Annotated in this window: 19 protein-coding genes; 8 read left to right on the forward strand and 11 right to left on the reverse strand. The window is 56.6% G+C overall.

The genetic code is table 11. The features are described from left to right. The first annotated feature begins 15 nt into the window (after positions 1-15). Positions 16-3117 (forward strand): efflux RND transporter permease subunit, encoded by a 3102-nt coding sequence (locus O2597_RS00755; protein WP_269522258.1) that lies wholly within the window; start codon positions 16-18, stop codon positions 3115-3117. Between the two features lie 353 nt (positions 3118-3470). Here O2597_RS00755 and O2597_RS00760 read toward each other — a convergent pair whose 3' ends face one another. Then, positions 3471-4841 carry a glutamate--tRNA ligase gene (locus O2597_RS00760; protein WP_269522259.1) on the reverse strand — a complete coding sequence of 457 codons (1371 nt, stop codon included), beginning with the start codon at positions 4839-4841 and terminating at the stop codon, positions 3471-3473. 70 nt (positions 4842-4911) lie between these two features. On the opposite strand from O2597_RS00760, the gene O2597_RS00765 reads away from it, so the two are divergent. Together O2597_RS00765 and O2597_RS00770 are read left to right on the forward strand one after the other, a co-directional pair. Then, entirely contained in the window at positions 4912-5640 is a 729-nt protein-coding gene (locus O2597_RS00765; RefSeq protein ID WP_269522260.1) for a M14 family metallopeptidase, read from the forward strand. Between the two features lie 464 nt (positions 5641-6104). Beyond that, positions 6105-6485, forward strand: a complete 381-nt coding sequence (locus O2597_RS00770) for a GxxExxY protein (protein ID WP_269522261.1) — start codon at positions 6105-6107, stop codon at positions 6483-6485. A gap of 121 nt (positions 6486-6606) precedes the next feature. Here the strand turns inward: O2597_RS00770 and O2597_RS00775 are convergent, their stop codons facing one another. Together O2597_RS00775 and gmd are read right to left on the reverse strand one after the other, a co-directional pair. Continuing rightward, positions 6607-7554 carry a GDP-L-fucose synthase family protein gene (locus O2597_RS00775; protein WP_269522262.1) on the reverse strand — a complete coding sequence of 316 codons (948 nt, stop codon included), beginning with the start codon at positions 7552-7554 and terminating at the stop codon, positions 6607-6609. Positions 7555-7672: 118 nt separating this feature from the next. Then, complete coding sequence (gmd, locus tag O2597_RS00780; RefSeq protein WP_269522263.1) at positions 7673-8692, reverse strand: GDP-mannose 4,6-dehydratase; 1020 nt, start codon at positions 8690-8692, stop codon at positions 7673-7675. Between the two features lie 80 nt (positions 8693-8772). Between gmd and O2597_RS00785 the strand changes: the two genes are divergently transcribed. The 5 genes from O2597_RS00785 to O2597_RS00805 all read left to right on the forward strand — a co-directional run bounded on the left by O2597_RS00785 (position 8773) and on the right by O2597_RS00805 (position 13915). After that, positions 8773-9909, forward strand: coding sequence for a helix-turn-helix domain-containing protein (locus tag O2597_RS00785; protein WP_269522264.1), 1137 nt, complete (start codon positions 8773-8775; stop codon positions 9907-9909). 537 nt (positions 9910-10446) lie between these two features. Beyond that, positions 10447-11526 (forward strand): ferrochelatase, encoded by a 1080-nt coding sequence (gene hemH, locus O2597_RS00790; protein WP_269522265.1) that lies wholly within the window; start codon positions 10447-10449, stop codon positions 11524-11526. Between the two features lie 47 nt (positions 11527-11573). After that, on the forward strand, positions 11574-12446 hold the full coding sequence (locus tag O2597_RS00795) for a cytochrome C assembly family protein (protein ID WP_269522266.1): 873 nt from the start codon (positions 11574-11576) through the stop codon (positions 12444-12446). Further along, positions 12443-13519: a glutamyl-tRNA reductase gene (hemA, locus tag O2597_RS00800; RefSeq protein ID WP_269522267.1), complete on the forward strand. Its 1077-nt coding sequence runs from the start codon at positions 12443-12445 to the stop codon at positions 13517-13519. Before O2597_RS00795 ends, hemA begins: the two co-directional genes overlap by 4 nt. A gap of 42 nt (positions 13520-13561) precedes the next feature. Further along, positions 13562-13915: a cupin domain-containing protein gene (locus tag O2597_RS00805; RefSeq protein ID WP_269522268.1), complete on the forward strand. Its 354-nt coding sequence runs from the start codon at positions 13562-13564 to the stop codon at positions 13913-13915. Position 13916: 1 nt separating this feature from the next. On the opposite strand, the gene O2597_RS00810 is transcribed toward O2597_RS00805, so the two are convergent. The 8 genes from O2597_RS00810 to fabG all read right to left on the reverse strand — a co-directional run bounded on the left by O2597_RS00810 (position 13917) and on the right by fabG (position 22888). Continuing rightward, positions 13917-15656: a GspE/PulE family protein gene (locus tag O2597_RS00810; RefSeq protein ID WP_269522269.1), complete on the reverse strand. Its 1740-nt coding sequence runs from the start codon at positions 15654-15656 to the stop codon at positions 13917-13919. 36 nt (positions 15657-15692) lie between these two features. Continuing rightward, positions 15693-16982: a response regulator gene (locus O2597_RS00815; protein ID WP_269522270.1), complete on the reverse strand. Its 1290-nt coding sequence runs from the start codon at positions 16980-16982 to the stop codon at positions 15693-15695. 19 nt (positions 16983-17001) lie between these two features. Further along, on the reverse strand, positions 17002-18312 hold the full coding sequence (locus tag O2597_RS00820) for a sigma-54-dependent transcriptional regulator (RefSeq protein WP_269522271.1): 1311 nt from the start codon (positions 18310-18312) through the stop codon (positions 17002-17004). 10 nt (positions 18313-18322) lie between these two features. Beyond that, entirely contained in the window at positions 18323-18838 is a 516-nt protein-coding gene (locus O2597_RS00825; RefSeq protein ID WP_269522272.1) for a hypothetical protein, read from the reverse strand. 52 nt (positions 18839-18890) lie between these two features. Next, positions 18891-20288, reverse strand: coding sequence for a trypsin-like peptidase domain-containing protein (locus tag O2597_RS00830; RefSeq protein WP_269522273.1), 1398 nt, complete (start codon positions 20286-20288; stop codon positions 18891-18893). A gap of 247 nt (positions 20289-20535) precedes the next feature. Further along, positions 20536-21792, reverse strand: a complete 1257-nt coding sequence (fabF, locus tag O2597_RS00835; protein ID WP_269522274.1) for a beta-ketoacyl-ACP synthase II — start codon at positions 21790-21792, stop codon at positions 20536-20538. 60 nt (positions 21793-21852) lie between these two features. Next, positions 21853-22107, reverse strand: a complete 255-nt coding sequence (locus O2597_RS00840; protein ID WP_269522275.1) for an acyl carrier protein — start codon at positions 22105-22107, stop codon at positions 21853-21855. A 34-nt stretch (positions 22108-22141) separates the two neighbouring features. Beyond that, positions 22142-22888 (reverse strand): 3-oxoacyl-[acyl-carrier-protein] reductase, encoded by a 747-nt coding sequence (gene fabG / locus O2597_RS00845; RefSeq protein WP_269522276.1) that lies wholly within the window; start codon positions 22886-22888, stop codon positions 22142-22144. Positions 22889-22958 lie beyond the last annotated feature (70 nt).

Below are 22958 nucleotides of genomic sequence, written 5' to 3' on the forward strand. Positions count from 1 at the left end.
ACACGCACTCGAGTGATGCCCACAGCCTTTACCGATATCTTCATCAAGCGTCCCGTGCTGGCCATTGTCGTCAGCTTGGTGATCGTCATTGCCGGCCTGCAGGCCATCTCGTCACTGACGGTGCGCCAGTATCCCCGCAACGAAAACGCCAAGGTCACCGTTAGCACGGTCTACATCGGGGCGGATGCCGAGCTTGTCCGCGGGTTCATCACGACCCCGCTGGAGCGCGCCATCGCCACGGCGGATGGGATCGACTACATCTCTTCGGAGAGCAAGCTGGGCATGTCGACCATTACCGTGCGCCTGGAGCTGAACTACGACTCCACCAAAGCTTTGGCGGAGATTAGCGCAAAGGTGGACGAAGTCCGGGGCGATCTGCCTCCGGAAGCCGAAGTCCCGATCATCACGGTGGAATCGGCCGACAATGAGCGCGCCTCGGCTTACCTCTCCTTCGCCTCCGAGATCCTCGAAGGCAATGAGATCACCGACTATCTGGTACGGGTGGTACAGCCGCGCTTGACCGCCATCGCCGGGGTGCAAGAGGCGGAAATACTGGGCGGACGGACCTTCGCCATGCGCATCTGGCTCGACCCTCAGCGGATGGCCTCACTGGGGATCTACCCATCCCAGGTCCGGAATGCGCTGGCCGCCAACAATTACCTCTCCGCTGTCGGCCGGACCAAGGGAAACCTGGTCACGGTCAACCTCACCACGGATACCGACCTGAACACGGTCGAGGATTTTGAGAAGCTGTCCGTTCTGAACCGAGGCGACACCATCATCCGCATCGAGGACATTGCCACGGTCGAACTGGGGGCGGAGGACTACAATGCGGAAGTCCGCTTCTCCGGCGACAAAGCCGTCTTTATGGGCATCCATGTCCTGCCGAGCGCCAATACCGTGGATGTCCTCACGGACGTCCGGGCCGAACTGGAAAAAATCAAGGCGGCCCTCCCCGAAGGCATCGAAGCCGACATCGGCTACGACTCGACCATTTACATCAAGGAAGCCATCCACGAGGTCACCAAGACCTTGGGCGAGACCTTGCTGATTGTGATGGCGGTGATCTTCCTCTTCATGGGGCGGATCCGCACGGTCCTGGTCCCAGTGGTCGCCATCCCGATCTCACTCATCGGCGCGATTTTCCTGATGCAGATGCTGGGCTTCACCATCAACCTGCTCACCCTGCTGGCCGTCGTGCTTTCGGTCGGCATCGTGGTCGACGACGCCATTATCGTGGTCGAGAACATCGAACGCCACCTGGAGGAAGGGATGGCACCTATGCCCGCAGCCTTGAATGGCGTACGGGAGCTGATCGGCCCGGTCATTGCCACCACTCTCGTCTTGGTCGCCGTCTACCTGCCCATCGCGTTCCAAGGCGGGCTGACCGGCTCGCTCTTCCGCGAATTTGCCCTCACCCTCTCGGGTGCCGTCGTCGTGTCCTCCGTCGTGGCCCTGACCTTGAGCCCGATGCTTTCGTCGAAACTCTTGAAAAGCGGCGAGCATAAGGGGCTGGCCAAGCGTATTAATGACGGCTTCGACAACATTCGCCGGGTCTACGGCTCCATCCTGAAGGTGAGCCTACAGACACGGTGGCTGGTCTATGCCGCGTGGATCGTACTCTTCCTCATGTGCGTGCCCATGTTCATCTTCTCGTCAAATGAATTGGCCCCGGAAGAGGACCAGGGGGTAATATTCGGCATCGTCAACGGCCCCGCCAACAATACGCTGGAGGAAACCGTGCGTTATACCGATGAGGCACGGGAGATCCTAGGCTCGATCCCGGAAGGACGCCACATCTTCCAATTCACGACGCCGACCTTTGGATTCAGCGGTGTCGCACTCGATCCCTGGAGCGAACGTGAGCGCACAACCTTCGAGCTGAAACCCATCCTCCAGCAAGAGCTCTCGCAGATCGCAGGCATTGATATCTTTCCGACCACACCGGCCGCCCTCCCCGGAGGCAGCGATTTCCCCGTCGAATTCATCGTGGCCTCCACCGCGGAACCCGCTGAAATCCTCGAGTATGTAAAGCAGATCCAGGGCAAAGCGATGGCCAGCGGCCGCTTCGCCTTCACGCTGGTGGATACGAAAATCGACCAACCCCAAACCGAATTCAAGATCGACCGGGACATGGTCAGCACGCTCGGACTCGATCTGCGCGACATTGGGGCCGACCTCGGCTCGCTGGTCGGTGGCGCCTACGTCAACCGCTTCAACATCGACGGACGCAGCTACAAGGTCATTCCGCAGATCGAACGGGTGGAACGCCTTTCTCCGGAGCAACTCCAGGATATTTATGTGCGCGGCCCGGAAGGAAAGCTCATCCAACTCAGCACGATTGCAAGCATGGAGGAAAGCGTACAGCCACGCTCCCTCAACCGCTTCCAACAGTTCAATGCGGTCAAGCTGAGCGGCGTCTACAAGGGCCCGCTGAACTCGGGCCTCAAGTTTCTCGAGGAAACGGCAGCGGAAATTCTTCCCGACGGCTACCGGATTGATTACGCCGGCGAATCCCGCCAACTCCGCAGCGAAGGCAATACTTTCCTGCCCGCCTTCGGCCTGGCCATTATCCTGATCTTCCTCGTGCTCTCGGCACAGTTCAACAGCTTCCGGGATCCCTTTATTATCCTGCTGGGCTCCGTCCCGCTCGCCATGTTTGGCGCGCTGACATTTACCTTCCTGAAAATGATGAATCCGAACCTGTCCTTCTGGACCGACGGCTGGACCACCAGCCTGAACATCTATTCGAAGGTCGGGCTGGTCACCCTGATTGGACTGGTGGCCAAGAACGGGATTCTGATCGTGGAGTTTGCCAACCAGCTGCAAAAGGAAGGACGGAGCAAGCTGGCGGCCATTCAGGAAGCCGCCGAAGTCCGACTGCGCCCGGTGCTCATGACCACGGTCGCCACGGTTGCAGGCCACTTTCCCCTCACCCTGGTCACTGGCGCCGGTGCGGAAGCACGCAACTCCATCGGTCTCGTCCTTGTCGGCGGCATGGCCATCGGCAGCTTGTTCACACTCATCTTCCTACCCTCGATCTACATGCTGATCGCCCGGGATCGAAGCGCGGAGATCACAGAGGAAAGTCAGTACATGCACCCGGCCGAAACCTAAAGCAGTCTACCACAACGGAGCTAGGGCGTCCCCGCCCTAGTTTAGTTCCATTGCAACATGATCGTATCAGGGCGGGATCCGCCTTTGCCAATGGCACCGGCGTGACTGGCTGCCCGGACACCGAGACTTCGACTCTGCGCGACGTAAAGCAGTCTACCACAACGGAGCTAGGGCGTCCCCGCCCTAGTTTAGTTCCATTGCAACATGATCGTATCCGGGCGGGATCCGCCTTTGCCAATGGCATCGGCGTGACTGGCTGCCTGGACACCGTTGAATGCCCGTACAAACCAAATCAAGCTCACATAAAAGCGGTTCGATAAGGATATCGAACCCGACCACCTGAGAACAAAATTCTACGATGCTTCGATGAAGCGACGAATCCGGCCGAGCACACGGTCGCGGCCCATCACTGCCAACATGGGCAAGAGGTCCGGACCGCCACCTTGGCCACTCACCGCGTAGCGTAGCGCGGGGAAATAGGCGAAGACCTTTTGGCCTTGGGCCTCGGCATGGGTTTCCAGCGCGACGTGGAGACCATCCGCATCGAAGCTTTCGACGCCCTCCAGAACCGGAACCACTTCCGCCAGAAGGGCCTTGGGATCGGCCTTCTTGGCGATCCGTTCACCGGTCTTCTCGTCCATCGGATACTCGTCTTTGAAGAAATAGCCGACGAATTCCGGCAGGTCATCGAGGCCCTTCACCTTGGGCTGGCAGAGTCCAAGGACTGCCTGCAGGTAGTCTTCGCTCTCCTCCTCACTGACCACGCCAGCGGCTGCAAGGATCGGGCGTGCCAAGAAGGTGAAGCTCTCGATATTCATCTCGCGCAGATATTCTGCGTTGAGCGCGGAGAGCTTCTTCTCGTCGAAGCGGGAATTGCCCTTGTTGATTCCGGGAAAGTCGAAGAGCTCGATGATTTCACCGATGTCCATCTTCTCGCGGTCATCCTTGGGATTCCAGCCCAACAGGCAGATATAGTTGCGTACCGCGGCAGCGAGGAAACCGCGGCTTTCGTAATCCTCGATCAGGGCACCCTTGTCGCGCTTGCTCATTTTGCCCGGGCCGGATTCTTTGAGGATCAGCGGGATGTGCGCAAAGACCGGCGGCTCGACACCGAAGGCCTTGAAGAGCTCGACGTGCTTGCTTGTGTTCGAAAGATGGTCTTCCCCGCGGATCACGTGGGTGATGCCCATGGCGATGTCGTCGACCACATTCACGAAGTGGAACACCGGGCTGCCGTCCCGGCGCACGATCACGAAATCCATCTCCTCGCGACGCTCCACGCGTCCACGCACGGCATCCTCAATCACGACCGGCTCGGTCTTCACCTTTTCGACCTCGGCCTTCTTGAAATCGTCATAGGTGGTGTAGCGCTCGCCTTCCAGCTTGAACCAGATGGCCCCGTCCTTCTCGTAGGTGCGGCCGGCATCCTTCAATTTTTGCAGGTATTCGTCGTAGACCGGCTGGCGCTCGCTCTGGAAATACGGGCCATAATCGCCGCCGACTTCGGGACCTTCATCCCAGTCGAGCCCGAGCCAGCGCATGCCGTCGATCAGCACGCGCAGCGCCTCTTCGGTATTCCGGGCCTTGTCGGTATCCTCGATCCGGAGCACGAAGGTGCCACCGGTATGGCGGGCATAGAGCCAGTTAAACAAGGCAGTACGGGCACTTCCAATATGGAAGAAACCGGTGGGACTGGGAGCAAATCGAACGCGTACGTGTGACATGACAGAGATTTGAGATTTAATAAAAACTGTGTAGATCTGATGAAAGACCGAAACGGAGCACAGAAACAGCATGATAAAACGAGTCAACGCCGATCAGTTGCTAAGACAGCTGGAATCCGCCGCCAAGGCTGCCGGATTCCAAGTCGAAACCTACGGTCGGATCGGTTCGTGGCCACTTCAAGCTTATACCCGAGAGGGTGACGCCACCGGCCGCCAGGTCTACTTGTCCGCCGGCATCCATGGAGATGAGCCGGCCGGCCCGCTTGCGCTCCTGGACCTCCTGGAAGCCAAGCAGCTTCCCAACCAGCACCATTATGCCATTTGCCCACTAATGAATCCTGCCGGCTATGAAGCCGATACCCGCGAAAATCACGAGGGCATCGACCTGAACCGCGACTACCGGGACTTCAGAAGCGAAGAGATCCGCAGCCACTGCCGCTGGGCCACGACCCGACTAGACTCGCTGGACACCTGCTTACACCTGCACGAAGACTGGGAAAGCAAGGGCTTCTACCTCTACGAGCTCAATTTCGGCAAGCAGCCGGGCTATGCCAACACCATCCTTCAGTCCACCCTAGCCTACCTTCCAACCGAAACGGCCGCTGAGATCGACGGCCGAGCGGCAGCCAATGGTCTGATCTGCCCGGAGCGACTCCCCCAGCTGGAGGAGGGACATCCCGAAGCCATCTATTTCCAGCAGAAATTCGGAGGCTTGAACTACACCCTGGAGACCCCGTCCAGCTTTCCGCTGGAATTACGCATCGCGGCATTAAAGGCCGCCGTGCTGGCAGTCCTGTAGGCGTATGGAGGTTATGCAACCGCTGCGCTAGAGAGCCCGTCCGCCTACGTCCTCCGGAACGACGCTGCGACAAGTCGGGCGAGGTGTAGGGAGAGACGGTCCCGACAGACAGCAGGTCAGTCTCGTTCTCCCGAACTGAGTGACTTAGGTAGTGGTATCGGTGTTGAGTGATTCTGTCCTGGGTTCCAAGTCCAAGACCACCGCTTTTGCTTCCAGATCGTCACAGATGCATAGCTCGATCAATCGAAAGAAGCGGCTTGCCCATCAAGAACTTAGTGAAGCGAGATGACTCCCCCTCGACCGGAGCCTCCCGAAATCTCCCACCTTGTGAAAATTTCCATCCATCAGAGCCCCGGCACAACGTTTTTGTTAACAACCGCTGCGCTAGAGAGCCCTACGGGCGAGGGAGAGAGAGGGTTGGGTTGGTGTTGCCACAGGCAGCTCGTTGAAGCATAAAAACAGGCATGGATGAATATACGGAACTAACTGGAAAAATCATCGGTGCGGCGATGGAAGTCCACAGTTACTGGGGGCCGGGACTGATCGAAAGTATCTACGAGAAAAGTCTCGCGCATGAACTGAGCTTACGCGGGATTGAGGTAAAGCGGCAGGTAAAACTCCAACTCAAATACAAGGACCTGGAACTGGATGACGACTTCGCGCTCGACCTAATCGCAGATGGCAAAGTCATCGTCGAACTGAAGGTCGTCAAAGAACTCGCACCGATCCATCAGGCTCAGCTCATGACCTACATGAAACTAACCGGTTGCAAAGTTGGATTGCTAATCAACTTCAATGTCGTGCATCTAAAGGAAGGTATCCGAAGACTCGCTTTACCGGAATAGCTTGATATCCTCCTCCCTCAACCTCCCTCCTCTAGCGAAGCGGTTGTGAAAATTTCCATCCATCAGAGCCCCGGCACAACGTTTTTGTTAACAACCGCTGCGCTGAAGGCAGGGCTGCCCGCTACTCCCGGAGCGTACCGTCAGCCTGCTCCTTCAGGAATGACTGGTAGGCCATCGCCACGCCTTCTTCGATCGGAATCTTAGGCTCCCAGCCAGTCGACTTGATGAGCGAGATATCAGTCAGCTTTCGCGGCGTGCCGTCGGGCTTACTGGTATCGAAAGTCAATTCGCCCTGGTAGCCGGTCACGGTCATGACCAGTCGCGCCAGGTCGCCAATCGAGATATCGGTCCCGCAGCCCAGGTTCACCCAGTCCGGCGGATTATCCAGCTGCAGCAAGTGCAGGATACCATCCGCAGCGTCGTCCGCATGAAGGAACTCGCGCAGCGGTGTGCCCGTGCCCCAGATCGCGACTTCGGGAGCCGAAGTTTCCTTGGCTTCGTGGAAGCGGCGCATCAGGGCCGGCAACACATGCGAATTCTGCGCATGGTAGTTATCCCCGGGACCGTAAAGGTTGGTCGGCATAGCGGAATGAAACAGGACCCCGTATTGACGACGGTAGAACTGGCACATTTTCAAACCCGCGATCTTGGCGATCGCGTAGGCCTCGTTGGTCGGCTCCAGCGGCGACGTGAGAAGAGAATCTTCTTTGATCGGCTGCTCGGCGAATTTCGGATAAATACAAGTGCTGCCGAGGAAGAGCACACGCCCGACTCCGGCACGGTAGGCCTCGTCGATCGTGTTCTGGGCAATGGCCAGATTCTCGAACATGAACTCCGCCGGATAGGTGTTATTGGCGTGGATCCCACCGACCTTGGCCGCGGCAATCACCGCCACATCCGGTTTCGCTTCAGCATAGAACGCCCGGACATCCGCTTGGCTGGTCAGGTCCAGCTCTTTGCGACTGCGGGTCACGATGTTCTCAAATCCCCGCGCCTTCAGGGCACGCACCACAGCGGAACCAACCATCCCGCGATGACCGGCCACGTATATCTTGGAAGTCTTATTCATGCAGCAATTCCCGATCTATGTCCCCCCTCCGACTCCTAACCTTAATCCAGACACTGAAGTACACATGTTATTCGCTCCGGATTCAGAGCAGGGCGTAGGAATCAGAGATAAGGCTCAATTAAATATTTTCGACAGCCTGCTTGTAGGCAAGCTCCTGCTTGGCCAGTACGAGGTCAGCATCAACCATGATCTTGACCAGGTCCTTGAACCGCACCTTGGGCTCCCAGTTCAGCTGCTTCTTCGCCTTGGACGGATCGCCGATCAGAAGATCCACCTCAGTCGGGCGTTCATAGCGCTTGTCGTATTCGACATACTTTTCCCAATCGAGATCCAACAGCCCGAAGGTCTCTTGCACGAATTGCTTCACCGAGTGGGTTTCGTTGGTTGCCATGACGTAGTCGTCACCCTTGTCCTGCTGAAGCATGAGCCACATCGCCTCGACATATTCCTTGGCGTAGCCCCAGTCGCGCTGGGCATCGAGGTTACCCAGGTAGAGTTTGTCCTGCAGCCCCATCTTGATGCGGGTCGCGGCACGGGTGATCTTACGGGTGACGAAAGTCTCACCACGGCGGGGCGACTCGTGATTGAAGAGGATACCGTTGGTCGCGTGCAAATTGTACGATTCCCGGTAATTCACGGTCAGCCAGTAGGCATAGACTTTGGCACAACCATAGGGCGAACGCGGATAGAACGGTGTTTTTTCGGTTTGCGGCACTTCCTGCACCAAACCGAACATCTCGGAAGAGGAGGCTTGGTAGAAGCGGCACTTGTTGTCCAAACCGACTTCACGGATGGCTTCAAGAATACGAAGTGTGCCGAGGCCGGTCACGTCGCCGGTATATTCCGGCACGTCAAAGGACACACGCACGTGCGATTGGGCACCCAAGTGGTAAATTTCGTCGGGCTTGAGATCATAGAGTAGCTTCACCATTTGCACCCCGTCTGCCAAGTCGCCATAGTGCAGGAACATCTTAGTGCCGTTAATGTGCGGGTCCTTGTACAGGTGATCGATACGGTCGGTGTTAAACGTGGATGCACGACGGATGATGCCGTGAACCTCGTACCCCTTTTCGAGCAGGAGCTCGGCAAGATAAGAACCGTCTTGCCCGGTGATGCCAGTAATGAGAGCTTTTTTCATGTTAAACGTATTCTAGCAGACACGAGACCAGTTGTCTTTTCGTATTTGCGTAAATTTATTTATTATTTTACGCAAAACCAATGAAACAAGGTCCAAAGATTGTGGCCATCGCCTCCGACCTGAATTTCCGGCACGCCGCCGAGATCTTCAACGGGATCAACGATTACCTGTACTCACGACGACTCGACTGGCAACTGGTACCGTTGAATTTCGGCTTTGAAGCCCGACTCATGGAACTTGCGCAATCAGGCCGGCTGGATGGAGCGATCGGGACCTTTGTCAGCGACCGCTGGCTAAGCGGACTGAAAGAGACCGGCGTCCAGGCCGTCAACCTGTACCATTTCTCCAAAATCGACACAGTCTCGTCAGTCAGTGTGGATGACAGCTACATGGGGGTCTTAGCCGCCCGTCATTTACTGGAACAGGGCGCACAACACCTCGCTTTCTACGCGGATTCCATGCACTATGCGACCGAGCTCCGGTGGGAGGGCTTCCAAACGGCTCAAGGTAAGAAGCCAGTCACACGCTGGTCCTCTCAGTTACCGATTGAGCAACAATTCGCAGCAAGAGACCATCAATCACGCCCGGAAGGCATCTACTGCACCAACGACCGACTCGCCCGGCGCGTCATCCAAGCCGCCAAGCAGTCAGGACGGGTCCTGGGCAAAGACTTACTCGTGCTGGGCACCGACGATGACGCCTCGGAGTCCGTCTTTGCGGGGATCGGCATCAGTAGTTTTAGCATCCCCGCACGGCAAATCGGCAAGCAAGCGGCCCAGTGTATGGAACGCGCCCTGAACGGGAGTGAAGACATGATTCGTGAATACCTGATCGATGCAATCGAACTGGTGGCACGGGAGTCCAGCCTAGCCCAGGGACGGGGCCGCATCGCCCAACGCGCCACCCAATACATCCGGGATCACCTGCAGGATCCTTCACTCGACATCAATCAAATCGCCCAGCAGGTGGGAAGCTCTCGCCGCACACTCGAACTGGCATTCGTCACACATTACGGGACGAGCCCACATAAGCAGCTCACCCAGCTACGATTGGAGCGCGCTCGCCAGATGCTCGAAAGCACAAACCGCAGTATCTCGGAAATAGCAGAAGCCTGCGGATACCCCGAGATCCACTATTTCTCCGCATGGTTTAAAAAGCAGAGCGGTCTGTCTCCGAAGCAGTATCGCCACTCACGCCTAAACGAAGCGGAGGCATAGATCAAAATGCGGAGACGACTAGCGACTCGGCATCCGCCTCTGTAACATCAGGCAAATGAAGCCACATGAGGCAAGAACGAGACTCGCGAGCTGGAAACCGCGGACATCTACCAGACGGTCACAGGTAAATGCCAACAAAGCGCAAAGGAGACAGGCAGTTGCCGAGATCAGAAGAAAGGGTTGCTTCATGACTTAAGAGATTACTAAACCCGCAGCATCAAATAACATGACAAAACAAAGCTTAGCGGATAGCCCAAACCGCCCACGACGGTCAACACAGCGCCCAGGTCCGCCCAATCTTTTACATATTTCTTACATTAAAAAAGACGAGCCCCACTCAGGCAGAACAGCCCGGCATCCCCGAAAGGCCACGGCCCACAGGGATGAAAATGCCTTGTAAGGTCTTGTTTCCAAGCGCTTATTGCTAAGCGAGATAGACAAGCCCTCCACTCCACTCATACCCAGCTTTAAAACTTCTCATCACTCTTCCGCCGCTGCGGTTTGACAACTTGTACACTGACCACCTTTTCTAAGCATATGTCCAAGCAAGGCATTATCCTCCTCAATCTGGGCTCGCCGGATTCAACCGACGTTTCCGACGTCCGCCGCTACCTTCGTGAATTTTTAATGGATGAGCGTGTCCTCGACGCCCCCTACCCGGTCCGCTGGTTTGTCGTCAACTGCATGATCCTGCCACAACGGCCCAAGCAGTCTGCGGAAGCCTATGCCAGTATCTGGCGCGAGGAAGGTTCGCCACTCATTCTGATATCCGAAGCCCAACGGCGCCTCTTGGCCGAGCGACTCGAAATACCGGTCGCGTTGGGCATGCGCTATGGCAACCCATCGACCCGTTCCGCGTTACAGGAACTGCTGGACCAAGGTGTGGATGACCTCTTCATCATGCCGATGTATCCGCACTACGCAATGTCCAGTTACGAGACGGCGGTCGTGCATCTCATGGAAGCGGTACGCGAATTGAAACCGGACCTGAAAACGACCCTGCTGCCCCCTTATTACCAGGAACCGGACTATATCGAGGCTCTCGTCGAATCAGCCCGCCCCGCTCTGGAAAAGGGTGATTTCGACCAACTCGTCTTTTCTTTCCACGGCATTCCGCAACGCCATCTAATCAAGGGGGACCCGTCCCACAAGCATTGCCTGCAAACCCCGGACTGCTGCAATACCTGCCATCCGGCCCATGGCACCTGCTATCGACACCAGTGTGCCATGACGGTGGAGAAATTCGTCCTCACTATGGGGCTGCCCAAGGAGAAATACCGGATGACTTTCCAGTCCCGCCTGGGAAGGGATCCCTGGCTGCAACCCTACACGGACAAGACGCTGGAAAAGCTGCCCGAATCCGGACACAAGCGTGTCAAAGTCATGTGTCCCGCCTTTACGGCCGACTGCTTGGAGACATTGGAGGAAATCGCCGGGGAAGGCCGCGAGATTTTCCTCGAAGCAGGCGGAGAGGACTTCGAACCGATTCCCTGCTTGAACGAACATCCCAAATTCATCGATTTTCTTGAAAGCCGCGTACGGGCCTGGCAGAGCGGGGCCTACGAGACGGCCAAGGCCACGGAACCCGCATACGTTGCGCCGATGAAAGGATTGTAATTCGCAGGCTAAACTGAATCATTCGGCACAAGACTGCGAAGACCATCATGCTTGCCCTCATCGACTTTTCCGATCGCACCTTTCTGGGACTGGGAGCTTTCGCCTATGTCTCGGCCTTTGCCGTCGGGCTGATCGCCCTCCTGCTACGGAAGAACTACCCCCGTCCGGTGGTCTTCACCATGGTCTGCGCCGGCTTCCTCTTGCAAACCGTCGGGCTGAACCTACGAGCGGCCGATATGCGGGGCTGCCCTCTTGGTAATACATTCGAGGTCGCGCAGTTCATCGCCTGGTCGCTGGTTCTCCTCTTTTTCATCATTGGGCCGACCTTCCGGCTGCGCCTCCTCGGCTTCTTTACCGCGGCGTTGGCGGCGATTCTGGTCGGGGGTAGTTTCCTCTTTCCATCCTGGGATCGCCCCTACCCGCCCGGCCTCTTCGGGGGAAACCCCTGGATTGAACTACACGCTTCCCTGGCGATTTTCAGCTATGGCATCTTTGCCCTGCTGGCCCTCGTCTCCGTCATGTTTCTGATCCAGCAACACGGCTTGAAGAAAAAGCAATTTCAAGGCCTCTACCAATATCTGCCCTCGGTTCAGCAACTGGACCAGATGGGCAAACGGCTGCTCATCACAGGAGAGATCGTCCTGACCGCTGCCCTAGTTTTCGGTGCATTCTTTTGGGTGGAAAACATCAGCTTGGTTCCCGTCTTCAAACTCAGTATTACCTGTTTGGTCTGGCTGGGCTACCTCGTGGTGGTCTGGCTCCGACTGAGTAAAAAGCTCGTCACCCGACGCCACGCAATCGCCTCAATCGCCCTTTTTCTCTTTGCCATGGCATCCCTCTGGCCGGTTCAGTCTGCACGACACCACGATGACGCGCCCCCGAAAGAACAGAACCAGGCCGCCTTGCTACCCGACTCATGACGCAGGAGCCCCTACAGTCTCTCTTCGTGCTGGGCAGTTCCCACCACGAGGCGCCGCTTGAAGTCCGGGAGCGCTTTGCCCTCAGTCCCGAACAGACCGGCATGCTGCGCGCCGCCCTCCACGAAGTAAAAGGCATCCGGGAATGCGTGGTGCTAAACACCTGCAACCGTGTTGAAATCTATGGTTTAGCCGAAGCCGGTATCGAAGAAGAACAAGTCCGCGCCCAACTCTGCCAAATCCAGCAGCTCGACCGTAGTCTCTTTGATGCGCACTCCTTTTGGCATACGAATCTCGACACGCTGCAGCATGCCCTCGAGGTCGCCAGCGGTCTGGATTCCCAAATGATCGGTGAAACCGACATCCTCAGCCAGATGAAGAGCGCCTATGCGGACGCCAAGAGTGCGCATTGCACCGGCGCCGTGCTGAACCGCCTGTTCGAGAAAAGCTTTCAAGCCGCCAAGTCCGCCCGTTCACAGACCGCCATTACCAAGGGACAAATCAGCATCGGCAACGTGGCGGTCGATTTAGCCAGCCGGATCTTCGGCAAGCTGACCCGCAGCCGGGTGCTCCTCATTGGCAGCGGCGATGTCGGCGAGAAGACTGCCCAAGCCCTGAAAAGCAGAGGGGCGGCCGATATAGCCGTCTCAAGCCGCACCTTTGAAAAGGCACATGCCCTGGCCCACCAATTTGAGGGTGCGGCCATCGACTTCGCTGACTTCCGGACACATTTGGAACACTATGACATTATCATCAGTTCCACTGCCGCCACGGGATCCATTCTCGATCGTTCGACCATCCAACAAGCCATGCGCCGGCGTCCGGAGCGCCCACTCTTCCTCATTGATGTCGCCGTACCCCGTGACATCGACTCGGATGTCGAGGCTATCGACAACGTCTACCTCTACAATCTCGACGACCTGTCCACGATCGCCAACGAAAACCTCGCTCAGAGGAAGACCGAGATCGAGCACGCCCGGGCCATCCTCAAACAACATGCCTGGACGCTCTGGCTGCAGCTGAGACGCCGAGCCCTGATGGCCAAGGAAAGCGGCGGCCCCCCGGGACCGCGCTAATTTATTGCTGACCTCCCCCGAAACCTGCTTCAAAATGAAATCATGATCAGCAAGGTTCATGAAATCGTCCCCGAAGTCGCTGAAGGCGTCCGCGGCGGCAACGGCACCGTCTACGCCCACAAACTCCTCGACCTCTTTCCCGGCAGTGCCATCAAAAGCGTCGGCCTCGTCCGTCTGGAACCTGGCGCAACCATCGGGATGCACTCCCACGATGGCGATGAAGACTTCTACTATTGCCTCTCCGGATGCGGCATCGTCGTGGATAACGGGGTGGAACATCCGTTCACACCAGGCACGCTCCAAATCACCCGCGACGGCGAGACCCAGGCCATCCGCAATACCGGAGAAACGGAACTAATCTTCCTCGGTGCCCTCGTCGCGACGCTCGAAGAGTAAGTTAGCTCGCCGCTTCGGCTTCTTCATAGGCCTCCATATCCGGCGGAACAGTCGCGATGGATTCCTCCATCGTGCTGAAGCCTTCCTTGACCTTCAACATACTGTCCTGGTGCAATGTCTTCATGCCATTGCGCATGGCGATGCGTTTGATCACGGCGGCCTCCTCTCCGGAGTTGATCGCTTTCACCAACTCTTCCGAGGTTGCCATGAGTTCGTGAATACCGACCCGGCCCTTGTAACCCAAGCCACCGCAGGTCGGACAACCGTCCTGGATCGCCATGGGCACTTTGCCGCTCCAGCCAATCGCACGCTGTATGATATCCGCTTCATTGCCTTCCTGCATGTAAGTCTTCTTACATGTCTTACAGACCCGGCGCATGAGGCGCTGCGCGCACACACAGACCAGGGATGCGGAAATCATGAAAGGCTCGATCCCCATTTCAGTCAGACGTGAAATGGTCGTCGGCGCATCGTTTGTATGCAGCGTGCTGAATAGCATGTGACCGGTCAAAGCCGCTTCCACCGCGATACCGGCGGTTTCATGGTCACGAATTTCCCCCACAAGGATCACATCGGGGTCTTGACGCAGGAAGGCGCGAAGGGCCGCCGCGAAAGTCAGGCCGATCTTACGCTGCATCTGCATCTGCATGATTCCGTTCAAGGTATACTCGATCGGATCTTCCGCCGTCCGGATACAGATATCACTCGTATTGATCTCGTTCAGCGCGGAGTACAAGGTCATGGACTTACCGGAACCGGTCGGTCCGCAGTGTAGAATCATCCCGTAGGGGCGCTGGATCAACTCACGATACAACTTCAGGTTGTCCTCGGAGAATCCCAATGCCGGCAGTGGTAAAGTACTCTTCTGCTTATCCAGAATACGCATGACCACGCCTTCACCGTGGTTCAGCGGCGCAGTCGACACACGAAGGTCCACATCGATGCCCTTCTTGTTAAACTGCTTGAAAATAATCCGGCCGTCCTGAGGCAGCCGTTTTTCGGCGATATCCAGTTGAGACATCACCTTGAGACGGGCGAGCAGGGCACCCGAAGCCGCAGGCGGTATCGTCAAGCGGTTCTGCAGCACACCGTCCACGCGAACCCGCACACGCGTCTCTTTTTCAAAGGGCTCAATGTGGATATCACTCGCCCCCGAAAAATACGCTTCCTCAATGATCCGGTTGGCGAGCTTGATAATCGGGGCGGAATCCTCGTCCGAGAGATCGTCCTGATCGAGGTCCTCCTCGCTCTCGTAGTCCATCCCGAGCGCTTCGACCACATCGCCAAAGCCCACCGACTGCGGCTCCTGCTTGCTGTCGAGTGCTTTCTCGATATCCGCCTCCGCGCCCAAAAGAGCGGAAACCTTCATCCCTGAAATATCCTGGATCTTGGAGGTTACCTGAATATCAAATGGATTGCTCAGCGCGACCACGATGTAATCACCGACCGTACCGAGAGGCAGCACCTTGTTGTCCTGACAGAAATCCTGTTCCAGCTTCGCGAAGGTGGTCTCCGTCACAATGCAGTGCTTCACATTGATCGGAGCCATGCCAAAGGCCTTGCCCTTGGCGACCAGCAACTGGAACGGGCTGATCTTGTATTCTTCGGCCAGGAGCTTTTCAACGGCATCTCCGGTCATCTCCTCCTTGGTGTCGACAATCGAGTTGTACTGCGCGCTGGAGAGCTTTCCCGCGTCGAGAAGGTTCCTTACGATCGAGGCCTGAATACGGGCTAAAGCCATAATGCGTCGGGTTGAGTCCTTGGATAGTTTGAAAGTTTACAGTTTGGCGAGTTCCGGCTTTACCAGAGCGAGGTGACGGAGATCGGTTTCGGACTGGACCACGGAGGAAACGCCCACTTCGCCGGCCAGAGCCGACGGGCTGCCCCCTGAATCATTCAGGGCGGATACCAGATAGGTCGCCTGCGCCTGTTGGAGCAACCTGGCCAGACGATCGCCGGCAGGCGCGGAAGCCGGTTGTTCCAACTCAAGCTCATCCAGCGTAATCGGGTCGGACTCCGCACGCTTGACCGCCTCCACCACAAGCCGTTGAAGTTCGTCATAATCCCCCGGCCATTCATGTGATAGGAGCGCATAACTCGCTTCCGGGGAGAAATCCGGCGCCTTGTCCTTCCCCATTTGATTGGCCGTAATTCGGGCAAAACGTCGCGAATAATGCGCCACATCAGTGGGACGCATCACAAGTGGGGGCAAAGACACACCCAAGTCACCCGCAAGCTCCAGAAAGCCGGCGTGGCTCAGGTTCTCGCTCAGCACGAAGATCAAAAGCCCCCCGGTCAAGGGGCCGTTGCCGAGCATGAAGGCACGTGCCTGCTCGATGGCACCGCTGTCCGGCAACTCAACAAGGACAACATCACTGCTCTCGGAATCTTCCAGGACAGCTTGCAGCGCAGCCACCCCATCCGCCATCAATTGCTCAAACGACAACGTACCGACCGGCTTGTCGCGATTACCGCGCCACGAGGAAATATCTTTTGCAGCCAATTCGAAGTCGCCGCCAACCGCAGAATGGATAAAGGCACAATTCCCACTGTGGCACAGACTCCATAAATCCAGCATAAAACGCTTGGATAGGGCACAGGCCGCACTGAGGTAACGGGGCTCCTCCGGATAGCTCGTCACCGCTTTAACCGCTGAACTGCCCGGCTCTCCTTCTTCCGACAAGGCCGCCTTCTCATCTTCGGTCATCGGCACGGAAAAACGTGCCACGTGCTCCAGGAAAGCGGCGGTATCCAGCGGCTTTTCCATGACTAAAGTGACACTCATATTCGCCACTTTGACCAATTCCGGCGTATTCATCAGGCCGGAAACAAGAATGAAGGGCAGATTGGGATATAGTTCACGGGCACGCTTCAGGAAATCTGCGCCGTCCATTACCGGCATCTTGTAATCTGAAATTACCAGATCGTAAGGGATCTCTTCCAACTGGTTAATCGCCCGTTCCGGGCGTGTGGCCATGTCGACACGGTAATTATGATCCCGCAGGAGATCGCGTAGCATCTCTGCGTAATTCTCTTCGTCATCCAGCACTAGTATCCGTCCCGCCATAAATTGTCTTTCTATCCAGTTACTTCAGAATGCCGTCGATCTCCGCTACATCCGTGCCAAAAAAGTCCGCCACACGGTTCTTGCCGCCCCCGAGTAGGATCGAACTGGCCAGGACAATCTCACTACGTGCATTCGACAAGAAGGCATCTAGCTTGGCCCGGGGGTTCGCCCCCTCCGCATGCAGGACTTCCTGCAAAGTATTCCGGGTCAGGACACCTCCAGAGCTCAAGTCGACAACCTTCCGCACCGTCGCACGCAACTCCTCGTAGTTACGCTTCCAGGTATGCTTGCGGAAAAGTTCACGCGCCGAATTCTCAAACTGCGGCACCGAGCCAAGAGCTTTTTCCTTGGCCGCATCGACCACGATCTGCTGCGCGAGCACGGCAATATCGGCAGGACAGTTCCGCAATGCAGGCACCTGGACCTCAGCCGTCCCCATCAGGATGTAGAGATGCTCATCAATCCGCTCCTCGTCAAAGAGCACGTCCAAGTCCCCGCTCACACAGAAAATCGTACGAATCGGGAAATCGATCGCTTCAAACAGCCCTTCGCATTTCGGCAGCAAAGCTGCCAGCTTCTTCTGTTCCGGGCTCATGCTCTCCACATCGAGCAATACACATGTGACCCGCTCGGCACCGGCGGCCTTCGCCGATTCAATCAGGTTGAGTGCCTGTTCCGCCTCGAAGGAGTCCGGGCTGAGATAAACGAAGTGCTCTCCATCGCCCTCATAAAACCCCCGAATGTCGTTGCAGATAGCGCGATAATGGGTGCCAGGCTCACCGATCAGGGACAGGGTCGACTTGAAGTTCCGTAGGCTGTGAAGACGCTCTGCAAATTCCAAGGATGCCGGCGACTTGCAGGGAAAAGAGCGGAATGCAAAGCCCAGCTTGTCCACATTCGTATCAGGCTCACCCACGCCTTCATTCGAAGCACCGGATTCCGAATCGGATGATTGTGGGGCCTTCTTGGATTCCTCAATCAGCTCGGCTGTCCGTTCCAACAGGGAAAAGATATTCAACGGCTTGAGAAAGACACCGCCAACTCCCTCGCTGATCAGCTCGCGGATTGTATCGTTCTCCAAATAACCGGAAACCATGATGACCGGAACCTGCCGCTTGATCTTCTTGATCCGCTTCATGAACTCCGCCCCGGTCATTTCCGGCATCTTGTGGTCGGTCACCACGAGGTCGTAATCCGTATGGGTAAAGACCTCAACCGCTTCAACCGGGTCCTCAAGCGAGGTGACGATGTAGTCGGCCTGCTCAAAAATATCAGTCAGCAGACTGTTGAAGTCCGCATCATCATCCAGAATTAAAACGCTATAAGCCATTATCTAAAATTTACTCGGCCTCTGCCGCAGCTTCGTCCTCGTCCTTATGTATTTCTTCAATCCGCTCGAGGGCCCGGTTCATCGATTGGGTAGAGGTCACGTACCAAATGATATCACCGTCCAGCATGCTCTCCCAGTGCTTCACCACCGGCGCACTCAAATAATAGCACGTCGCGACCATGTAGGTGTTTTCAACCTTGTCGAACGGTAAGGTCGAAGTGGCGAAGCAGATCGTCTCCTCCAGATTCCACTGGCGAAGTGAGCCGAGTTCCACGGCATCCAGGTCCACCAATCCTAAACTGTGTTCCTCCACCTGATATTCGATGACTTTACGCTCATCCAAGACCTTTAAATCGTAGATCAGCGTGGTCAGGATGGAGGCATGTTTGAGCTCTGAGCTCTGGATCGCCTCCATGAATTTTTCGTTGGCCGCCTCTAGGTCGCCGACGGCGACGATCCCTTTATCGACAAGGGATGAACCAAGGAATCGGTTACTGCGAAGTATGAGTGCTCGATGCTCCTGCATTAGATTTCCTGAACTTCTATAATCGAGCTGTTTAGGTCAAGCAATCACACGCTCAATCATCCCGTCTTACAGAAATATAACCACTTCTTCCCTGAAAATAAATGTACAGGTGACTCACAGGCCTGGATCGTAGTAACTGGAGCCCCTGATCCACTGAGAGAGGGGTCTCCCCGTTGATATGGAGCACAACCGCCCCGGGACGCAGAATTTCAGCATAAGGCGAGTGATCACTCACGGCAGTCAGGAGCAAGCCTTCCAAAGCTGCCGGCAAGCCGTATTGACGGCGACTTTCCCGGTCGATGGCAAGTGCCTCCACCCCGGGCAGGAACTCCCCGTGGCGTGCGCCCAAGCCGTAAGGATCCTTACGATCCACCAATCTCACCCGCAACTCGGCCTCCCGCCCGTCTCGCAGATAGGTGAGTAAAACCTCATCCGGCCCCAATGCTGCCAATACCAATCGAAGCATGCGCGCATCACGGATCTCCTTATCGCCAATCCGGAGAATGATATCCCCCTTCTTCAAACCGGCTTTATCGGCCGGCAGGTTTGGCATGACCGACTGTACCAGCACCCCATCGACTCCATCGAAAGCGAAAGCCTCACGGGTATCCTTCGTCAGGTCCGTCACATTGACTCCCAGCATACCGCGGCGCATCTCACCGTACTCGATAATGGAGCGCGCCACGGTATGGGCAAAATTCGATGGAATCGCAAAACCGATCCCGATACTCCCGCCGCTGCGCGAGAGGATCGCAGTATTAATACCGATCAGACGGCCATAGGCGTCCACCAGGGCGCCTCCCGAATTCCCCGGATTAATGGGCGCATCTGTCTGGATAAAGTTTTCATTTCCGGAATCCCCCAGAATGGAGAGATTGCTCCGCCCCGTGGCCGAAATGATGCCCTGCGTAATGGTCAGTCCAACCCCCATGGGATTCCCGATCGCGAACGCGATATCCCCCACTTCGAGCAGCTCACTGTCCGCGAAAGTGATGTGCGGCAAGGCCGTCGCATCAATCTTGAGTACCGCGAGGTCGCTCTGTGGATCGCGCCCCACCACCCGGGCTTCCAACTCCCGGCCGTCGTTCAATTCGACCAGAACGTCGTCCGCCTCCCGCCCCTCAGGGGTGATCACCACATGATTATTTGTCAGGATATAGCCATCCGGCGAAATCACGACCCCCGAACCGATCCCGACCGGATCGAGGCGCTCCTCCACCACCTGCTGTCCTTGCGGCAGCGGCAGACCTAAAAACCGCCGCAACGCCTCTTCCCGGGGATCCATCCCATGGGCCCGAAAAATCCGAATGATCCGAGAGGTGTGCACCGACACGACGGCGTCACGGGCCGGCTTCAAGACCGGCGCATAACTGGTCAGGTACTTCGGATTCTCACGGTCCACCGGACTCGGATCCACATCGATCCGAACTTCGGAAGAGGCGAAGAGCATCCGCGAACAGACCAGGCATAAAACCACGGCCGAGAGACGACACAAATGAGGGCGAAGGCACACAAATGGAAGCGACATAGCTGCTTTTGCACAATGTCGAGCCACCACACGGACTCAACCTCTATTTGCGAAAAGCCGCCACGCAGACAAACCTTCGGAAGCACAAAACCTCCAGAACTTGACGAAGCGGTATAAAAAGAAGGCCCGGCAAACGCCGGGCCTTCTGAAAAGCTTGGTAAGCAAGTAATTAGACGCTCTTCGTAAAGAGCACCGTGGCGTTGTGTCCACCAAAACCGGAGTTGTTGCAGATCGCGACCTTAACTTCCGCATCACGCGCCACATTCGGCACGTAATCCAAATCGCAGTCCTCGTCCTTCTCCTCGTAATTGATGGTCGGCGGTACCTTGCCTTCGAAGATCGCCTTGGCGCAAACCGCGGATTCCACCCCACCGGCGGCACCGAGAAGGTGTCCGGTCATCGACTTGGTCGAGCTGACCATAACCTTGTAGGCATGATCGCCTAGCGCACGCTTGACGGCCAGGGTCTCGAATTTGTCGTTGTAAGGTGTCGAAGTACCGTGGGCGTTGATATAGTCCACGTCCTCCGGTTGAAGCCCGGCGTCCTTGATCACCTTAGTGATCGCCGTCCCCAAGGCCTTGCCTTCGGGATCCGGCGAAGTGATGTGGTAAGCGTCGCAGGTAGCCGCATAGGCGGTCACATCACAGTAGATGCGGGCACCACGGGCCTTGGCATGCTCCAGAGTTTCAAGGATGAGAACACCGGCACCTTCCCCCATGACGAAACCATCACGCCCCTTGTCAAAGGGTCGGCTGGCACGCTCAGGGCAATCGTTGTAGCTGGTGCTCATTGCCTTCATGGAGCAGAAACCGGCATAACCCAACTCGGTGATGGCCGCTTCCGAACCGCCCGCCACAATGATGTCGGCCTCGCCGTCCCGAAGGATGCGGAAAGCCTCACCAATGGCGTGAGTAGCGGTGGAACAGGCACTTACAATACCGTAATTCGGGCCACGGGCTCCGATCTCAATGGCCACCACTCCGCTCGCGATATTTGCGATCAGGGAAGGGATCATGAAGGGGGAAACCTTGCGCGGCCCCATCTCGTAGAGACGGCGGCTTTGCTTTTGGATGGTTTCCATCCCACCGATTCCGGAACCAACCAGAACACCGAAACGCTCGGAGTCCAGCTTGGTGGTGTCCACGTTGGCATCAGTCAGAGCCAGCTTCGTGGCAGCCATGGCAAAATGAGTGAAACGGTCATTACGACGCGCTTCCTTCACATCCATGAAGTCGCCGACTTCGAAGTCACGAACCTCCGCGCCAACCTGGCAGGGATAGTCCGTGGCATCGAACGAAGTAATCCGGCCGATGCCGCTTTGTCCGTTCATGACCCCGGACCAGAACGCATCAACTCCCAGTCCGTGGGAATTGACCGTACCAATACCGGTCACAACGACTCGATGACGTAATAGCGATTCGGGCATATGAATAAAAATTAAGCCGCTGGTGAGGCGGCCTAGTTGTTCTGTTAGGTGAGTTGACCCTTATCCGGCCTTCTCTGTGATGTACTTGATGACGTCACCAACAGTCTGGAGCTTTTCAGCGTCAGACTCCGGAATTTCACCGTCGATCTCGTCACTGAATTCTTCTTCGAATGCCATGATCAGCTCGACGGTGTCGAGCGAGTCCGCACCGAGATCATCCAGAAAGGAAGCTTCGGGAGTGACCTGCTCTTCATTTACGTTGAGCTGGTCGACGATGATGGTCTTTACGCGTTGTTCGATAGTTTGATCAGCCATAATTGTCAGTGTTAATAAGTAAAGGATTTGAGCATCACATGACCATACCACCGTCAACTGTAAAAACTTGACCGGTGATGTATCCTGCTTCTTCGGATGCTAGAAATGCGGTGGTGTGCGCGATATCGGCGGCCTGCCCCATGCGCTTCATCGGGATCACTCCGATAATGCCCTGTTGTTGCTGCTCGTTCAGTTCGGCCGTCATATCGGTCTCGATAAAGCCCGGCGCCACGGCATTGACCGTGACATTTCGGGCGGCAAACTCCTTGGCCAGACTCTTGGTCATGCCGATCATACCAGCCTTGGCCGCAGCATAGTTGGCTTGTCCGGCATTGCCGATCAAACCGATAACGGAAGCCATGTTGATGATACGCCCCCAACGTTTGCGGGTCATGGGCCGGGCGAGGTGCTTGATAAAAGTAAAGCAGCTGGTCAGGTTCGTCGCGATGACATCATCCCAGTCGGCGTCGCTCATGCGAAAAAGCAAGCCGTCACGGGTGATCCCGGCATTGTTGACCAGGATATCCACGGTTCCGTGGGCTTCCAGCCACTGCTTGCAGGCAGCTTCGACTGCGCCACGGTCGGCCACGTCGACCGCCAGGGACTCGGCGGAGCCTCCTTTTGCGACAATACCGTCCGCCACCGCCCCGCAGGAGCCGGCCGAGCGACTCACGCAAATGACGTGATGGCCTTTATCGGCCAGAAGTTCAGCGATACTTTTGCCGATGCCGCGGCCGGCACCGGTCACGAGAGCGACTTTTTTCTCGGTCGTGTCTGTCATTCCTAATTTATTGAGGCGTCTTGGTAATAAGCAAAACCTGAGTCTTCGGCATTAAATCCATCCGGGGCAA

This window comes from Coraliomargarita parva, from assembly GCF_027257905.1.
Taxonomy (GTDB): Bacteria; Verrucomicrobiota; Verrucomicrobiia; order Opitutales; family Coraliomargaritaceae; genus Coraliomargarita_A; species Coraliomargarita_A parva.